This window comes from Peribacillus glennii, from assembly GCF_003429105.1.
GTDB lineage: Bacteria > Bacillota > Bacilli > Bacillales > DSM-1321 > Peribacillus > Peribacillus glennii.
Map to the genome: position 1 here is coordinate 12,790 of NZ_QVTD01000018.1, position 15,852 is coordinate 28,641.

Consider the following 15,852-nt stretch of genomic DNA (forward strand, 5'->3'; position numbering starts at 1 on the left):
TTAATACTTTTCGTTTTTACTTACTTAAAAAATGTGTATTAAGGAAAAGGAATGTCTAGGAATAAAGGAGCATAAAGCTTATGTCAATCAACGAAAAAGTCCCGGAGGATAAAAGTCTTGATAACAGCCTTGCTCTGATGCAGGAGGGGTATTTATTTATCAAGAACAGGGTTGACAAGTATCAGTCTGATTTGTTCGAAACGCGCTTGCTGGGGCAAAAGGTAATATGCATGAGCGGAGAAGAAGCGGCGAAGGTTTTTTACGATCCAGAACGGTTTCAGCGAACAGGCGCCGCGCCGAAAAGGGTGCAAAAAACTCTATTTGGAGTGAATGCAATCCAGACGATGGATGGACAAGCACATAAGCACCGTAAGCATCTGTTTATGTCGCTCATGACGCCATCGCATCAGAACAGGCTGGCTGACCTTGTTATGGAGCAGTGGCAGGCTTCCGCAACCAAGTTGGAAGGTGCCGGTAGGATTGTGTTATTTGATGAAGCTCAGATGGTTTTATGCCGGGTAGCATGCCATTGGGCTGGAGTTCCGCTTAAGGAATCAGAAGTAAAAGAACGGGCAAAAGATTTCAGTGCCATGGTGGATGCCTTTGGTGCGCTGGGGCCCCGTCACTGGAAGGGAAGAAGAGCCAGAAGAAGGGCTGAAGAATGGATTAAAGAGGTCATTGAAGATGTCCGGGCTGGCAAGCTGATGGCAAATGAAGGGTCGGTACTTTATGCCATGGCATTTCACAAAGAGCTCGATGGCACCCAGCTGGATACCCAAATGGCTGCCATAGAACTCATCAACGTATTACGGCCGATAGTTGCGATTGCGACATTCATAACCTTTACGGCTTTGGCCCTGCATGAGAATCCAGAATGGAAAGGGAAGCTGTGTTCAGGCGATAGCGATGATCTGGAAAGGTTTATACAGGAAGTTCGGCGCTATTACCCGTTTGGCCCTTTCCTGGGTGCAAGGGTACGAAGGGATTTTAGTTGGAATCAATGTGAATTTAAAGAAGGGATGCTCGTACTGCTTGATATGTACGGAACGAATCATGACTCCAGACTCTGGGAGAGGCCGGATGAATTCAGGCCGGAGCGGTTTAAAGAATGGAAGGGAAGCTTATTTGATTTCATTCCACAAGGCGGGGGTGATCCTGCCATGGGACATCGCTGTCCGGGCGAGGGGATTACCGTGGAGGTCATGAAAGCAAGCCTGGATTTCATCGCGAACAAGATTGATTATGAAGTCCCGGAACAGGATCTAAGCTACAGCCTGACAAAAATGCCGACATTGCCTGAAAGTGGATTTATTATCAGCAATATGAGACAAAAAGAATAGTTTTCTTTTTATTTGCGACAGATTCATGGAGAAATGATATGGCCTGTTGACTAAAATACACGATAATGATCCCGATACCAGTCGGGAACTTATTTTGCGAAGCTCCGTTCTTACTTTGGCAAAATTGTGAAAGCACAACAGAGGTGGGTTTGTTAATGGGTAAAGGCTTCACAATGGGGATGAAAAAGTATTCATGTAAGGGATATGGCACATGAAATCCTATAAAACGAATGAAGAAATGGAGCAATTTTAATAGTATGAGGTTCAATACTTTAAAAATTTAATGAAAATACCAATAAAGAGTGGCTTTGTGTTAAAGCGACAAAATAAGTCACATCAATTTAAGCCGTGACTAACATAAAAAAAAAGAGATACAGGCCAGCTGCCTGTATCTCTTTCTTGTGATGCGGATGAGAGGACTTGAACCTCCACGGGGTTTCCCCCACTAGAACCTGAATCTAGCGCGTCTGCCATTCCGCCACATCCGCGTATAGAATTATCGATGTCACGAAAAATTATAACACAGATGTATATTAAAAACAATCCTGATTTCATCAGCAATAACAGGAAAAAACGGATGGCAAGTACCGTTTTTTCCCTAGTTCTAACTTTATCAACTTCGGGTATAACACTATTAAATATTCACGCTTTGTTAAATCATATACTGCTGCCCGAGGAGGGAATAGGATGAAATGGAGAGGAAGGCAAGGAAGTTCGAACGTAGAGGACCGTAGAGGAATGGGCGGTAAGGGAATTGCAGGAGTTGGAGGCGGACTTGGATTAGTGATTGTCCTTATTTTTACGTTGCTGGGCGGAAATCCGGGAGATTTGCTGGGCAACATGCAAAATCCAGGTTCCAATAACCCCGCCCCTTATGAAGAAACCGAGCAGGAAAAGGAACTCGCGCAATTTGTTTCTGTCGTTCTTGCCGATACGGAGAAGGTATGGAATGAGCAATTTCGCAAGGAAGGCCTGGGAGAATATAAGGAACCGACTCTGGTTTTATTTTCAGGAAGTGTTCAGTCTGCGTGCGGGGCAGCAAGCTCGGCGGTGGGGCCATTTTATTGTCCGGGTGACCAAAAGCTTTACATTGACCTAAGTTTTTATCAGGAACTGCAAGACAAATTCCATGCGTCCGGTGATTTTGCAATGGCTTATGTAGTCGCTCACGAAGTGGGCCACCATGTGCAGACGCTTTTGGGAACAACTGACAAGCTTGCATCTTACCGCCAAAGGTTGAGTGAAACGGAATATAATAAGTATCAGGTGCGCTTTGAATTACAGGCTGACTATTTAGCCGGCGTTTGGGCCCATCATGCTAAAGGGATGGATCTGCTTGAAGAAGGTGATCTTGAGGAAGCCATGAATGCAGCGCATGCTGTCGGTGATGACAATATCCAAAAGAAGTCTCAAGGGTATGTTGTACCGGATAGTTTCACACACGGGACGTCCGAACAGCGAAAGAGTTGGTTTTACAAAGGGTTCCAAACCGGTAACATAAAAGGCGGCGATACCTTTAATGCAAGGAATCTTTAAGAGAAATAAGTATTTCACTTAAGTTTTATAAGACTCATCTACAAAAGAGTGAAGATGGGATAGGTCTCCAGGGCTTTTGAGGCACTGGGGCCTTTTTTTATCCCGAAAAGGCTTATTAAATAATATTGTTGTTTTAACAGTAAAGATAAAAGAAGAAGGTCATTCAATTAATCATTGAAATGTTCGTTGAAATTAATCCTAAACTTTCGTTTAAACGTTATTTCTACATCTGATGGCATTATTCTTTATATAATTTTAGCACTGAGGAGAAGCGACAGGGTTCATGGTTTGGCAAAAATCCGCATTTTAAATCTCAAACGCGATTCTATATGCTATTATTTAGGAAAATAACGAAATATTCCTAAAATATGGCTATCCTTCTTTAGTGAATAGAAAATTGATATATCAGGAGGACAAAAATGATTGCGTTTGTGTTAGTTGTTTTGACCTTATTCCTCATACCGGGGCCGGCTGTGATGCTGACACTGGCTCAAAGTGTGAGCGGAGGAAGAAGGAATGGAATTTTTACAGGGCTGGGCATTGCTGTTGGGGATTTGATTCACACGATGGCCCTTGTTCTTGGCCTTTCAGCTATTTTAATGACATCCGCACTCGCTTTTGAGGCAGTAAAGTATTTGGGGGCAGCCTATCTATTTTACCTTGGCATCCGGGCATTTTTAGAAAAATCGAAGGGAATCGCTTTGCCATCCGTGAACCCTGCCAATTCTGGCCGGTCTTTCAGCCAGGCGGTTGTGACTGAAGTGCTGAATCCGAAGACGGCATTGTTCTTTCTTTCCTTCCTCCCCCAATTTGTGCGTCCTGAAGAAGGTTCAGTCGTGACGCAACTATTGATTTTGGGTCTAACATTTGTTGCATTAAGTATGCTGTATACCACACTTATCGCCTTTATAGCCGGTTCCATGAGCCAGTGGCTGACCAAAAACCAGACATTGTCCCGCTGGCAGGGTAAGGTTGTCGGGTTTGTTTACTTGGGCTTGGGAATACATATGGTGTTTCAGCAAAAATAATTTTTTAAATCATATGGCAAAAAATTTGCCGGCAAGAAATTAATGGCCTGTAAAAAAAAGCGGAGAGGGCGGACCACAACATGGTGGACGGATATCATTTTTCCCATCGCCTTAAAGTCCGTTATTCGGAAATCGATGGGCAAAAAATTGTTTTCAATGCGCACTATTTAACGTATTTAGATGTGGCAGTTTCATAATATTTCCAGGTGGGTTAAAGCTGGATATTGGTGAACTTGCGAGGAGTGGGCAATTTGATTTTGTTCTGGCAAAAACCATTCTTGAATACAAAAGCCCTGCCCGTTTAGGCGACTGGTTATCCATTTGGTGCAAAATGGGTAAGATCGGCAATACAAGCATGACGATGGGTTTTATGATTACAAGGGAAGGGGATACCGACCCCCTGCTTTTGGCAGAGATTATATATGTCAGTTATAATCCGCATACCGAGTCTTCGATGCCAGTACCCGTTTTTATTCGCGAGCGGATCGAAAAGTTTGAGAAAGGTGAATTTGCGGGCTAGAAGGGCAGTCGCAATGGCTGCCTTTTTCGTGCTTTTCGGTAATGAGAGGCTATTCCTATCGGATCCTTTTTACTGAGGATTTCCAATCCACATCACTTCTCACACCTCTCCCAATTCGGTCTCATCCAAAAGTAGCAGATAAAATCAAACCTGCGATGAATGTGTTCTTGTTGCTTAATGGCGTAAAGTTACATTAAGAACAAGGGAGGCGGTCTGAATGGATACAAATGATTTTGCTCTAGAGGAAATGGTGAAATTCAAGCAATGGGAAATGGAAAAGAAAATGGAATTTATTGAAACATATAAGCTTTATGCAGATACACCAAGGAAAAGATTTTGCGTGCAATGGAATCGGTTTAAAATCTGCATTGCTCTTTTTTATACCATAACGGCTAGTTCTCTAATAAGTCATTTTTAGGTTGTAAAGTGTTCACTACAATTTGTTACCTGAGATTGTCATATTCATACTTATTAGCAAAAAAATAACTAGGTAAATCTCAACCAGTGAGCAAAATGCATATGACATGCCAGAACTTAAGAATTACGCAAGGCAGTTTAAAGTTTAAAGGATCTCTGAGGGGCTTACTGGACAGCAAAGGGGTCAGCCTCTTTTTTATGAACAATTTTTAAAAAGTTGAAGAAAAACTTGTTAAAACAGGATAACAAATGGAAAAGATAGATCTGTGTTGAATTTCAAGAAAAAATATTTACGTCAAAGGCGGGGCAAGTTCATGTACGAAAAAATGATTAAATCATTAGATGCTTCAATTCTGCCAGATGCAGAAACTCTCATAAGCCAATTGCGCCAAAAGCTTCCTGGTGTGTATACGGAAAAAGAAGTTGAATCATACAGCCATGCGCTGGATTTAGTGCTAAAGATCGGGATCAAGCTGGATTATACTCCCATGATGCTCTATTTGCCCGCACGCCCGCAACTGGCCGAAACACTGGTCAGTCAGTTCCAGCAACTGAATAAAGTGCTCGCTACAAGAAATCAAAACAAAGAGTGGTTTCATGACTTTTTTGGATTGTTTGTAGCCATGCCGGCCCACATGGGCCTTTCCTGGAGTGAGATTGAAGAGAAGGTTTTAGAAAGGAACAAATAATGCGGCGAAGTATTAAAAAGACGCCATCGTAGAAAAATGGCGTCTGGGTGAAATTAGGTTATCGTTTTAATGAAAACAGCTTTAACAATGGATGCTTATTTTTATCGGTAATCTTTAACTCATTCATTACAATTCGTTCCTCATGGTCCGTAATCCATGCCTTAAGCTCTTGTTTATCCTGGCATTGGGTATAGTATGTTTCTCCACCTTTTCCAACAGCGTTAATAACATACCTACAAGAAGAGTTCCCCATATTACCCACCTTTTTATATTGTCATCAAAGCTTTATCCATTATAACAAGATTGAACAGGAATTCCACCCTTTTTTAGTATGTTTTTTAAAAAAAAATTAATGCCTTAAGCCTCAAATCCCTTCGCAAATTTGTAACATTATAAACTTCTTTTTACATCACTAAAATAGTAGCTTAATATCTTTTCTTATAGTTGTTGATAGTTCAAATAATAATTGGAGGGGAAAGACATTGAGCAAAATGGGTATAAAAATTGCTGGGATTACTCTTGCCGGCGCATTAGCTATTTCATAGTTAGGTTTTGCTGGACAGAAAGAAGAGGCCAAAGCTGATGATAAGAAGAAACAGCCTACAAACGTCATCATGATGGTTATGGATGGAACAAGCGCAGGTGCTACAACCATTGCCAGATGGTATAAAGGCGGAAATCTTTCGATGGACCAGATGATGGCTGGCGGAGATAGAACGTATTCTGCTGAATCAGCGATCACAGATTCAGCACCGGCGGCAACCGCCCTGGCTACAGGGAACAAATCGAACGATAAATATGTTGCTTAAAGAGGTGGCAGGCCTTTATGGATTGGATGACTTAACAGCAGAAGAAGAAGCGAAATTAAAAGAATTTGCGAACCTAGAGCCTGCCAAGCTTCAAGCTGATATGGTTAAAATGCTTGCAAACCGTGCAAACCTCGGTTTTACAACGGGGGATCACTGGGGAAGACATATTCCTATATTCTTTTGGACCGCAAAGACCGTTTGGTTTAGTTGAAAACACGGATCTTCCTAAAAAATGGCGAAATTCATGAGCTTTGATTTAGGACAAATGACAAATAAGCTTTATATCAATGCGAAAGACGCATTCGTGAAAAAAGGATTCAAGACGACAATTGATGTAACGGACGCTAACAACCCTGTATTCCTGGCTGAAAAAGAAAGCCAACGCATTGAACTTCCAGCGAATAAGAACATTGTCATCCAAAAATCAAGCAAATCTTTGACACACAAAGAAGTGAAGGGAATCCATGTATGCAATGGAAAAGAATTCCATATTAACGAAAGTGTATTGAAAATAGTAAAATAATCTCATTACAAAGTCCTCTGTCAAATCGGCAGAGGGCTTCTTTTCTCGAGAATAATTTTTATCGGCCTCCATATATTAACGAAAATGGAGGTGATTCATCATGGGTAAGGATGAGAAGTTTTTAGAGGAAACACAAAGAAATCAACAAGCTACAGGACATGAAAAGGGGAACAATCGCGGCCAAAGCCATGGTACACCCGACCCGCGCGGGAGATACGGGCAACAAATTGACTCAGATATTACGGAATATGAATGAAAACGCTATTAACTTAGATTTTTCAATGAAAATAAAACCCGTTGTTAGTCAATCGTTTGATTAAAATCGTTGCTTATTAATCAAACGATTGATTAAAAGGTTCTACAGGTTAAGACTTTCTTTTTTTGCGGATAAATAACACAACAAACACAATAATGCCGATTCCAATTAGGGCATAGGCGATATTTGAGTAAATGTCCATAAAGTGGGTAATGTCTTCCCATGATTCACCCAGAGCGGCACCGACGCTTACGAGGATGATATTCCATATTAGCGTCCCGATCGTGGTAAAAAGGAGAAAGAGCAGGAATTTCATATTTGACATCCCCGCGGGAATGGAAATAAGGCTTCTGATGAGCGGGATCATCCGGCAAAAAAGCACGGTCCAGTATCCATATTTGTCAAACCAGGCATCCGCTTTATGGATGTCCTTTTTTGTTATCCGCAGGATATGGCCCCAACGGTCCACGATTTTCTCCAGTCTTTCCACATCAAGGAGAAGGCCAATTCCATACAATACAATCGCACCGACGACAGACCCGGCTGTTGCTGCTGCGATGACTCCCGGAACGGTGAGATCCGAATAGGTAGTCATGAATCCCCCAAAAGGGAGAATTACTTCAGAAGGGATAGGGGGGAACACGTTCTCCAGCGCAATCATTAAAAAAATGCCCAAATACCCAAATTGTTCCATAAAGTCCGTAATCCAATTTTGCATGTTTACCTCCGAAATTTGTGTTCTAATTATGATCATCTTAATTATATCAAAGTCCCGCGTCAAAAAAATCTAACCATGTCCGTTGATATCCATTTGTGCTGAATGTAAAAAACACCTGCAGAATCATACTGGTTGGGTACAATCCATGAGGTGTTTTTGGCTATTACTTTTTATTTAAGCTTTCCTGGGCCATTCTGATAAGTTCCTTTACCATGTCGCCTCCCAATCTGCCGCCGACCTTTCCTGCCTGGCGGGGTGTGAGATGCCCGTTATAGCCTTCCTTTAACGGGACACCTGCTTCTTCGGCAGCCTCGAATTTGGCGTTTTCCGGGTTTTGCACGTTGGCAACTTTCGCTTTCAGTTGATCTAACGCATTTCTTGCTTCGGGAACAAGGATTCTATTTCTTCGTCTTGCCATTTTACTCCCTCCTTAACATTAGTCTTAGATAAGTGACATGAAAAAATGCATACAGGGGGCCGGGTACGGCAAGTAATAAAATTTGTCTTCCATCCCTTTTGGGAACCGGATAAAGTGGGGCAACAAGGCTGTAATTAAATTAGTTTGATTTGCGCTGTATTATTGAATGAACGCAGTGAGCAACAGGGACGATCTGACAAAGACAAGAGACCTGGATCACTTATTGTGGTTTTGCTCTTTGCAAGATAGGGAAGTTTCCGCAAAAAAAAATGGCCAGCTTCAGCTGGCCGTTTTTTTGTCACTATTCATCTATTTTTGAAAGGCAGCGGTCACATTCCATTAAATAAGATTCCGCTTGTTCCACGATGCTGTCCCCGCATTCTGTACATTGTTTCGGCGGCAAACTCCTGAAGAATTCAACTGGACTGATCATTTGCATATCATTTTCCTCCTTTAATTACAATACAGTTTAGTTTATTTGTTCGTTGTTATATGACAGAAAGTGCGCAGTGATGCTATTCATCCTTTTTAGAAAGACAGCGGTCGCATTCCAATAAGTAAGATTCCGCCTGTTCCACGATGTTATCTCCGCATTCCGTACATTGTTTCGGTGGCAAGCTCTTAAAAAACTGAACTGGGCTAATCATTTGCATATCATTTTCCTCCTTATTATATTACACAATTATTTAAAACTATATGTTATAGTACAGTGTACACATAAAAATTATTCATCTTTTTTGGATAAGCAGCGATCACATTCCATCAAGTAAGATTCTGCCTGTTCTACGATGCTGTCCCCGCATTCCGTACATAGCTTTGGTGGCAGGCTCCTAAAAAATTCTACCGGACTGATGATTTGCATGGTTTATCCTCCTTTTTATAATACAGTTTATGTTTCGTTTACTTGTTATAATACAGTATATACCCGATCGCAGAAAATGTATAGGTAAAAATCAGAAAAATATAAAAATTATTAAAAAATTTTCTCCATTCCTGGTTTTGTTTAAGATCCGGCATAAACAGGGTATTTGCCTGTAATAAAACGTAATTGCATATTAGTATGGGGGAATTTAACGTGACAAAAGCCATGATTATAATAAATCCATCTTCAGGAAAGGAAAGGGCACTGGGAATTCTTCCAGGGCTCCTTCAAATTGCACGCAATTTGTACGATGACGTTCCTGTTCGGGAAACAGAAAAAGAGGGGGATGCTGCAGAGTTCGCCAGGGAGGCTTGCGCATTAGGCTATGATGCAGTCCTTTCAATAGGGGGAGACGGTACCATCAGTGAAACGATAAACGGGATGGCGGAACAAGCACACCGCCCACATCTTGGAATCATACCGATGGGGACAGTGAATGATTTTGCAAGGGCATTGAAAATCCCGTTAGAGCCTGAACGAGCGTTGGAAATACTATCGAGCCGGCACACCATACCGGTTGATATCGGTAAAATCAATGACCGCTATTTTATGAATGTTCTGGCTGCAGGTGCAATAGCCGAAGCAACTTATGCTGTCTCTCCACAGCAGAAAACAATGCTAGGCTCCTTTGCCTACTTTTTAGAAGGAATAAAAACCATCATCAGTAAGACACCGTTTAAACTCACCGTGGAACACGACGGAGGAAAGTGGGTCGGAAAAGCCTATCTTATAGTCTCGGCACTGACCAATTCTGTAGGAGGCTTTGAAGCACTTGCTCCTGATGCCCGGGTGGGTGATGGAAAAATCCATACATTTGTCATGAAAGATTTTTCTTTAACGCAAATTATGAAAATTATTCCCATGCTCTTAACAGGTGAGCTGCAGGAACATGAACAGGTGGAATATATTTGTTCATCCACGATAAAGGTTTCGGCCACAGAGGACCTGGTCGCGAATATTGACGGGGACGAAGGGGAACCCCTCCCATTTACTGCCCGGGTATTAAAGCAGCATTTGCGTGTATTTGTCCCGGACTAATTTTCGGAATGGGAAGCTGTTTTTCCTGATAATAGGGAAGGCAGCTTTTTTTTGGCAGGTGATTGTAATATTGGCATGTGAGGCGAATTTTTTTGCAACATGATGATAAGAAATATGTTATAATGTTTGTTCGTAAGAGAAAAGTGAATACTAGAACCATCTTCTAATCCTTTATATCTTGCAAATATAAAATCAAAGGTGGTCATCAACATGACAGAAAATAAACCATACAGAGTATTGCTCTATTATCATTATGTTACTCTTGAGAATTTTGCAGAATTTGCAAACGAACATCGCGAATTCTGCAATGAGTTAGGATTGAAAGGACGTATCCTGGTAGCCTCTGAAGGGATTAATGGTACGGTTTCCGGAACGATAGAGCAGACTGATCAATATATGAAAGCCATGAAAGAAGATCCACGTTTTTCTGATATGGTCTTTAAAATTGACGAAGCGGATGGACATGCTTTCAAGAAAATGAAAGTGCGTGCCCGTCCGGAGCTTGTCACTCTTCGTCTTGAGGATGACATTAACCCGCATGAAGTAACCGGAAAATATTTAGACCCGAAGGAATTCTTCGAACAAATGCAGGATGAGGATACAGTCGTTCTAGATGCACGAAATACCTATGAATATGATCTCGGCCATTTCAGAGGGGCAATCAGGCCCGATGTAGAAAACTTCCGGGATCTGCCGCAGTGGGTCCGTGAAAATAAAGAGATACTCGAAGGTAAAAAGATCTTAACCTATTGTACAGGCGGAATCCGTTGTGAAAAGTTCTCCGGCTGGCTTTTAAAGGAAGGCTTTGAAGATGTTTCCCAGCTTCATGGCGGAATTGCCACATACGGAAAAGACCCTGAAGTACAAGGGGAACTTTGGGATGGGCAAATGTACGTATTCGATGAAAGGATTGCGGTCCCAATCAACAAGAAGGAACATGTGATCGTCGGACGCGATTACTTCAGCGGTGAGCCGTGTGAACGATATATAAACTGTGCAAACCCTTTTTGCAACAAGAAGATTCTCAGCACTGAGGAAAACGAGCACAAGCATTTGCGAAGCTGTTCACATGAGTGCCGTGTTCATCCAGCAAACCGATACGTAATCGAGCATGGGCTAACAGAGGAACAGGTTGCGGAAAGACTTTCAAAGATTGGAGAATCTGCAACAGTATAATGCACACGTTAAAACACCTTTAGACCCGAACCAGGGGGCTAAAGGTGTTTTTTTATGGAGAAAAGCTATACGATTTTCCTTCCTTCTTGAGCCAAAGCATAGTAAATGCCATGTTGAAGGGTGTTGAAGAAATTATATTTAGACAGATCATTATTTGTTTGGGCGATTGTCATTGCCAGCTCTGCAGATATGCCCACGAGTATCGTTTCCGTTCCGATAAGGGAAGCCGCGGAAGCGAGCTTGTTAATAAATGACACCGTATATTCGCTGATATGTTTATCAAGGCCTGTCAGGTCAAGGACCAAATATTTAGCCTTATAGGAAGGCAGGTTGTTCAGCGTTTTCTCGATAAGCTCATCTGACCGGTTCTCATCATATTTTCCAAGAAGGGGAACGACAACAATTCCTTCCAGGACAGGGATGATGGGGGAAGAAATTTCTTTCACCAGATCATTAAGCTCACTTGTCCGTTCTTGTACAATCTGTTCCAGTTTGCGGATTTGTTGAGCCTCCTCACTTCTGGCCAAGTCGTGGATATTTTGCTGCACAGTCGTCTCTGAAGGGAAGAATTCATAAGTGAAAATAGTATTGTCATTTTCAAGCGAAGCCTTGCCTTGTTTGTACCAGATATTCTGGCCGAATAAACCCGACAATAATCCAGCGAAATGGCCAGGTATAAACCGGCCGTGCTGGGTTCTGCCCTGGGCCTTATTGATCTTTGATTCCCAGCTGTCTTCAATCTGCATGGCCGCCGTTTTTTTATCAGGGTCCAGTGATGTTACCGTGAACTTTCCCCAGCCGGCTGAAGCATACGTATTGGGAATCAGCGATAAAGCTTCTGGAATGGGCAGGCTTAGGTTCTGAAAATATTCCCCGACTACCAGTCCCTGGCGGTAACCAGTTGTTTCAAGGACCAGGTTCGCTGCCTTCTCTCCGGAAATCTCTTCAATCGTGTCAAAAAAAGATTTCATCGCACTGGTAATCCAAAATAGCACGGCATCCGTATTTTCGTATTGGAACGTTCCTTTTTCCAGATTCCACGAAAAATCCAGGCCGCCAATCGTTATATTTTGCGTGTTTACAGTTTCTTCACGGTTATCCATGCTTCTGTTTACTCTCCTTTAGTTCTGGTCTCATAGTTATGTACTGGCAGTTTTATTAGAGTCATGTTTATTTTACCATTACTATGATACATAATGCATAAACGCGATTTCATCTACAAAATTTTAGAATTAATAGATTTATTTTAGTTTTCTGGAAATAACAATTTTAGGATATTCGTTAAATGATGTAAACAAGGATCATCTGCAGGAGGCCAAGAGGAGGCTTGATGGCCTAACAACCAACGTGAAAAAAATCACAGGTGATGAGATCCGCAGGCTTCTGGAAAATGGCGAGGCATCCATCGGCCTGGTTTGGTCCGGCACAGCCGATGAGAGAATAGGGGAAAATGGCGAGTTGGAATTTTTAGTTCCCAAGGAGGACTCCAATCTGTGGTTTTATAAGATGGTTCATCCCGAAAATGGCTAAGTATGTCGGTGCAGCGCATGGGTTCATCAATTTCATGCTTGATTCTAAAGTGGCCGCTCAAATCACGGAGTATGTTTGCCATTCCACCCCAAAATAAATCGGCGCTGGATTATTTGCCTGAAGAAACTGTAAAAGATACACGCTTCTATCCAACACCGGAAATGACAGAAAAGCTTGAGGTTTATGAAACCTTGGCAAGAAAAATCTGGCGAATTATAACGAACTTTTTCTTGAATTTAAAATGCATACGAAATAAGTGAAACGGTTGGGACAGGTGGCTGCAATTGTTCTGGCCGTTTTTTCCCGTTTAAAGTTGATTCCTTACCCTCTTCCCATGAACTTTCTTCATTTGCTCTTAATCCCGATCAGGATAAGGGCGACACCTGAGAAGATGCATGCAATTTTAAAGAATGATAGTTTTTCCGAAACTCCAAAAAGCCCCACTGTTGTTGTAGTAATAAGGATGATAGGGCCTACAAGGGCCAGTGAGCTGTTAATGATGAGAGCTTTTTCGATATCGTTCATCCTGAGCATCAAGAATCCGGCAAAGACTTCAATACTGCCGGAAAGCAAACGCAACAATGCCATAATTAATACTGCCTTTTCTATCACTGTAAACATAATGACCTCCTGGAAACATCTTCACCCCATTTTATGCAGCAAGTCGCGTAAACAGGACGAGTTTAAAAAATTTCCTGCCGGAAGGTAATGGAGGTTCTTTCAGGCTGTACAAATTTCAGACTACACACAGTTTCGCAACCAAGAGTTGTTTTCATAACAAACCTAAAAATTTTACAACTAAATATTGATCTTCGCAACAAACTTGGTACGGCAAAACAAAATACACCAGCCTCTAAGTGAGACCGGTGTATCTCAGGCGGTTATTGTATTAATAATTGGAACTTTGGCTGCCTGACGTATTCACGCTGACAGACTTGATATTTGATGGGTCGACGCCGGTATTCCGGGATGTTTGGCCTGACATTGTGTGTGAGGTAGTGTCTGAAGTTGAGTTAGTGAGCTTTGTCCCCGCTTCGGCTACTTTTGAACCGACTTCCTTAATGCCGCCTGTGGCGTCTTTTGCAATGTTCAAGGCATCAGAAGATAACTCTTTCACTTCATTCACTTTGCCAAATACGTCTTCATTAACTGTCTGGTAAATTTTTTGTGCTTCGTTAATGGCTTCTTTTAAGGTGTCAGATGCCTCCTTGAATCTTTGTACCATTTGATCCTTCATTTCCGTCGGATTTTCTTTTACCTGCGTAAACATATCCATGGAGGTATCCTTCAGGTCAACTGCCTTGGTTTTTACTTTATTTCGGGTAGAAGAATCCAAAAGCGTAATAGCTCCGCCGATGATTCCCCCCAGAATAATGCCTTTTAACAGTTTGCTGTTGTTTTGAGTATCAGCCATCGTGTGAGTATCAGCCATTGTGTGACTATTTCCCATCATTTGCGTTTCCATCAAAAATTCCTCCTCTTTATTATGATTTCTTAGCTTATCCGTGTTTTTCCCGCTTTAATGAGCTCTCAAACTTCAACTTTTCTTGACAGGAAACTATTCCCTATAGTTAAATACATTAATAGTTTAACAGTGTAACCTTTTGGGGGTGGGAGAATGGCGAGCGGCAAAATACAGGACTTGATTGACCGTTACTTATGGGTCTCTTTTTATGTAAGCAAAATGGGAGAATCGCTGATTAAAGAACAAATCAATGAGGATTTAACAAATGACCAGCATTATACGCTCCGTTTTATCAGGCAAAGGGGAAAGTGCACCTCTACAGACCTGGCTAAGGCCTTTAACGTAAATAAAAGTGCAATTACGGCCATTATTGCCAGGCTGGTAGACAAGGGGCTGATAGAGAGGACGCGGGATAAAAGGGACCGCAGGGTTGTTTATCTGGCCCTGACAGAATACGGCAACCAGTTGTTTTTACAGACAGAACAAAAAATCAATAAACATGTGGAATCCTTGATCACAAGTTTTGACGATGAAGAAATTCAGTCTTTTATCGGGACATATGAGAAGCTTTCAAACATTTTAATTGATATGAACAAAAGAATACAGGAGGGGAAAGCGTGAACGCGGTATTAGACGCCATCCAGCTCTTGATATAGCGACTCCAAAAGAGCTTTGGAGGAAACGCAGGTCCGGGTCTGCCAATGCGTTATCTAACCTTTCAATGGAGGAGCACATGCAATCGGTCAAGTCTTAGCTTGGAGCTGCCTGGAGAAATTCTTGTTTCGCTGTATATGAAAATGTCAAACCAGTGGGAATTGCAATTCCACATATAGAACCCGGTACAGACAGTGAAGGGAGGCTCTTTTACTTTGGGCTGATGCCTGAAGAAAGAGGGAAAGGGAAAAGTGCAGAAATACATATGGATTGCTTGATGTTGTTAAAAGGATGGGTGCAGGAATTTATGTAGGTAGCACAGAGCAAACCAACCATAAAATGCAAAAGGTGTTTGTTCAGAATGGCTGCGTGAGTACTGCCGCAACCTAAGTCTCTTTATTATTATATTCATTGATAAAATGTAATCTGACTATGGCAAAGGAAGGAAAGGAGGAATTACTATGAAGGCATATCTTCTGCTGGCTGTTGCAATAGCTGCGGAGCTTTTTGGGACGTCCATGCTCAAAGCAACGGAAGGCTTCACAAAGCCCCTGCCGGGCATAGGAGTGATAATAGGGTTCGGTTTATCTTTCTATTGTCTGTCGCTTTCCCTGCAGTTCATCCCGTTAAGCATTGCTTACGCCATTTGGTCGGGGGTCGGAACAGCTATAACAGCGGCCATCGGTGTTGTAATATGGAAAGAACAGATCAGCATATATACTGTACTGGGAATTCTCTTGATTATTGGCGGTGTGATTCTTTTAAACTTGAAATCTCCTGTCGATACACATTAAATGAAAAAGGCCCGATGGA

23 protein-coding genes, 1 tRNA gene and 2 pseudogenes are annotated in these 15,852 nt (G+C 42.0%); 16 read left to right on the forward strand and 10 right to left on the reverse strand.

From position 1 onward, the window contains the following. Positions 1 to 80 precede the first annotated feature (80 nt). On the forward strand, positions 81 to 1,340 hold the full coding sequence (locus D0466_RS19590; protein WP_117324211.1) for a cytochrome P450: 1,260 nt from the start codon (positions 81 to 83) through the stop codon (positions 1,338 to 1,340). Between the two features lie 405 nt (positions 1,341 to 1,745). On the opposite strand, the gene D0466_RS19595 is transcribed toward D0466_RS19590, so the two are convergent. Continuing rightward, positions 1,746 to 1,828: transfer RNA gene (locus D0466_RS19595), tRNA-Leu, on the reverse strand. 199 nt (positions 1,829 to 2,027) lie between these two features. On the opposite strand from D0466_RS19595, the gene ypfJ reads away from it, so the two are divergent. From ypfJ to D0466_RS19625, 5 genes are all read left to right on the forward strand, one after another. Continuing rightward, positions 2,028 to 2,876, forward strand: a complete 849-nt coding sequence (ypfJ, locus tag D0466_RS19600; RefSeq protein ID WP_117324212.1) for a KPN_02809 family neutral zinc metallopeptidase — start codon at positions 2,028 to 2,030, stop codon at positions 2,874 to 2,876. Between the two features lie 419 nt (positions 2,877 to 3,295). Then, positions 3,296 to 3,904 (forward strand): LysE family translocator, encoded by a 609-nt coding sequence (locus D0466_RS19605; protein WP_117324213.1) that lies wholly within the window; start codon positions 3,296 to 3,298, stop codon positions 3,902 to 3,904. Positions 3,905 to 4,127: 223 nt separating this feature from the next. Then, positions 4,128 to 4,424 carry an acyl-CoA thioesterase gene (locus tag D0466_RS19615; RefSeq protein WP_407675656.1) on the forward strand — a complete coding sequence of 99 codons (297 nt, stop codon included), beginning with the start codon at positions 4,128 to 4,130 and terminating at the stop codon, positions 4,422 to 4,424. Positions 4,425 to 4,641: 217 nt separating this feature from the next. Then, positions 4,642 to 4,842, forward strand: coding sequence for a hypothetical protein (locus tag D0466_RS19620; RefSeq protein ID WP_117324215.1), 201 nt, complete (start codon positions 4,642 to 4,644; stop codon positions 4,840 to 4,842). A 313-nt stretch (positions 4,843 to 5,155) separates the two neighbouring features. After that, positions 5,156 to 5,530, forward strand: a complete 375-nt coding sequence (locus D0466_RS19625) for a hypothetical protein (RefSeq protein ID WP_117324216.1) — start codon at positions 5,156 to 5,158, stop codon at positions 5,528 to 5,530. A gap of 58 nt (positions 5,531 to 5,588) precedes the next feature. Here D0466_RS19625 and D0466_RS19630 read toward each other — a convergent pair whose 3' ends face one another. Beyond that, complete coding sequence (locus tag D0466_RS19630) at positions 5,589 to 5,783, reverse strand: hypothetical protein (RefSeq protein ID WP_117324217.1); 195 nt, start codon at positions 5,781 to 5,783, stop codon at positions 5,589 to 5,591. Between the two features lie 238 nt (positions 5,784 to 6,021). Between D0466_RS19630 and D0466_RS23710 the strand changes: the two are divergent. The 4 genes and pseudogenes from D0466_RS23710 to D0466_RS22365 all read left to right on the forward strand — a co-directional run. After that, a pseudogene (locus D0466_RS23710) lies at positions 6,022 to 6,333 on the forward strand (alkaline phosphatase); the annotation flags it as partial. Continuing rightward, positions 6,329 to 6,550, forward strand: coding sequence for a hypothetical protein (locus D0466_RS23715; protein ID WP_407675653.1), 222 nt, complete (start codon positions 6,329 to 6,331; stop codon positions 6,548 to 6,550). The pseudogene D0466_RS23710 and the gene D0466_RS23715, both read left to right, overlap by 5 nt. A 21-nt stretch (positions 6,551 to 6,571) precedes the next feature. Beyond that, positions 6,572 to 6,862, forward strand: a complete 291-nt coding sequence (locus D0466_RS23720; RefSeq protein ID WP_407675654.1) for a hypothetical protein — start codon at positions 6,572 to 6,574, stop codon at positions 6,860 to 6,862. A 100-nt stretch (positions 6,863 to 6,962) separates the two neighbouring features. Beyond that, positions 6,963 to 7,118, forward strand: coding sequence for a hypothetical protein (locus D0466_RS22365; protein ID WP_158555967.1), 156 nt, complete (start codon positions 6,963 to 6,965; stop codon positions 7,116 to 7,118). 109 nt (positions 7,119 to 7,227) lie between these two features. Here the strand turns inward: D0466_RS22365 and D0466_RS19640 are convergent, their stop codons facing one another. The 5 genes from D0466_RS19640 to yhfH (D0466_RS19660) all read right to left on the reverse strand — a co-directional run bounded on the left by D0466_RS19640 (position 7,228) and on the right by yhfH (D0466_RS19660) (position 9,116). After that, positions 7,228 to 7,836 carry a DedA family protein gene (locus D0466_RS19640; RefSeq protein WP_117324218.1) on the reverse strand — a complete coding sequence of 203 codons (609 nt, stop codon included), beginning with the start codon at positions 7,834 to 7,836 and terminating at the stop codon, positions 7,228 to 7,230. Positions 7,837 to 7,999: 163 nt separating this feature from the next. Then, complete coding sequence (locus D0466_RS19645) at positions 8,000 to 8,254, reverse strand: alpha/beta-type small acid-soluble spore protein (RefSeq protein WP_117324219.1); 255 nt, start codon at positions 8,252 to 8,254, stop codon at positions 8,000 to 8,002. Between the two features lie 301 nt (positions 8,255 to 8,555). After that, positions 8,556 to 8,693 (reverse strand): protein YhfH, encoded by a 138-nt coding sequence (yhfH, locus tag D0466_RS19650; protein ID WP_117324220.1) that lies wholly within the window; start codon positions 8,691 to 8,693, stop codon positions 8,556 to 8,558. 76 nt (positions 8,694 to 8,769) lie between these two features. Continuing rightward, positions 8,770 to 8,907, reverse strand: coding sequence for a protein YhfH (gene yhfH, locus D0466_RS19655; RefSeq protein WP_117324221.1), 138 nt, complete (start codon positions 8,905 to 8,907; stop codon positions 8,770 to 8,772). Positions 8,908 to 8,978: 71 nt separating this feature from the next. Beyond that, positions 8,979 to 9,116 carry a protein YhfH gene (yhfH, locus tag D0466_RS19660; RefSeq protein ID WP_117324222.1) on the reverse strand — a complete coding sequence of 46 codons (138 nt, stop codon included), beginning with the start codon at positions 9,114 to 9,116 and terminating at the stop codon, positions 8,979 to 8,981. Positions 9,117 to 9,329: 213 nt separating this feature from the next. Here yhfH (D0466_RS19660) and D0466_RS19665 point away from each other — a divergent pair, with 213 nt between their 5' ends. Beyond that, positions 9,330 to 10,214 (forward strand): diacylglycerol/lipid kinase family protein, encoded by an 885-nt coding sequence (locus tag D0466_RS19665; RefSeq protein ID WP_117324223.1) that lies wholly within the window; start codon positions 9,330 to 9,332, stop codon positions 10,212 to 10,214. Positions 10,215 to 10,424: 210 nt separating this feature from the next. After that, positions 10,425 to 11,390, forward strand: coding sequence for an oxygen-dependent tRNA uridine(34) hydroxylase TrhO (trhO, locus tag D0466_RS19675; protein ID WP_117324225.1), 966 nt, complete (start codon positions 10,425 to 10,427; stop codon positions 11,388 to 11,390). 65 nt (positions 11,391 to 11,455) lie between these two features. On the opposite strand, the gene D0466_RS19680 is transcribed toward trhO, so the two are convergent. Next, positions 11,456 to 12,493, reverse strand: a complete 1,038-nt coding sequence (locus tag D0466_RS19680; RefSeq protein WP_117324226.1) for an STAS domain-containing protein — start codon at positions 12,491 to 12,493, stop codon at positions 11,456 to 11,458. A 166-nt stretch (positions 12,494 to 12,659) separates the two neighbouring features. Here D0466_RS19680 and D0466_RS23125 point away from each other — a divergent pair. Continuing rightward, positions 12,660 to 13,176, forward strand: a pseudogene (locus D0466_RS23125) (ABC transporter substrate-binding protein); the annotation flags it as partial. Between the two features lie 89 nt (positions 13,177 to 13,265). Here the strand turns inward: D0466_RS23125 and D0466_RS19695 are convergent. Together D0466_RS19695 and D0466_RS19700 are read right to left on the reverse strand one after the other, a co-directional pair. Continuing rightward, positions 13,266 to 13,541, reverse strand: coding sequence for a YqhV family protein (locus D0466_RS19695; protein ID WP_199484593.1), 276 nt, complete (start codon positions 13,539 to 13,541; stop codon positions 13,266 to 13,268). A 268-nt stretch (positions 13,542 to 13,809) separates the two neighbouring features. After that, positions 13,810 to 14,385: a YtxH domain-containing protein gene (locus tag D0466_RS19700; RefSeq protein WP_199484594.1), complete on the reverse strand. Its 576-nt coding sequence runs from the start codon at positions 14,383 to 14,385 to the stop codon at positions 13,810 to 13,812. Positions 14,386 to 14,538: 153 nt separating this feature from the next. Here D0466_RS19700 and D0466_RS19705 point away from each other — a divergent pair, with 153 nt between their 5' ends. The 3 genes from D0466_RS19705 (at position 14,539) to D0466_RS19715 (ending at position 15,833) form a co-directional block, all read left to right on the forward strand. Then, on the forward strand, positions 14,539 to 15,006 hold the full coding sequence (locus tag D0466_RS19705) for a MarR family winged helix-turn-helix transcriptional regulator (RefSeq protein ID WP_117324229.1): 468 nt from the start codon (positions 14,539 to 14,541) through the stop codon (positions 15,004 to 15,006). A 187-nt stretch (positions 15,007 to 15,193) separates the two neighbouring features. Continuing rightward, positions 15,194 to 15,352, forward strand: coding sequence for a hypothetical protein (locus D0466_RS23130; protein ID WP_233522734.1), 159 nt, complete (start codon positions 15,194 to 15,196; stop codon positions 15,350 to 15,352). A gap of 148 nt (positions 15,353 to 15,500) precedes the next feature. Further along, entirely contained in the window at positions 15,501 to 15,833 is a 333-nt protein-coding gene (locus D0466_RS19715; RefSeq protein WP_117324230.1) for a DMT family transporter, read from the forward strand. The last annotated feature ends 19 nt before the right edge of the window (positions 15,834 to 15,852 follow it).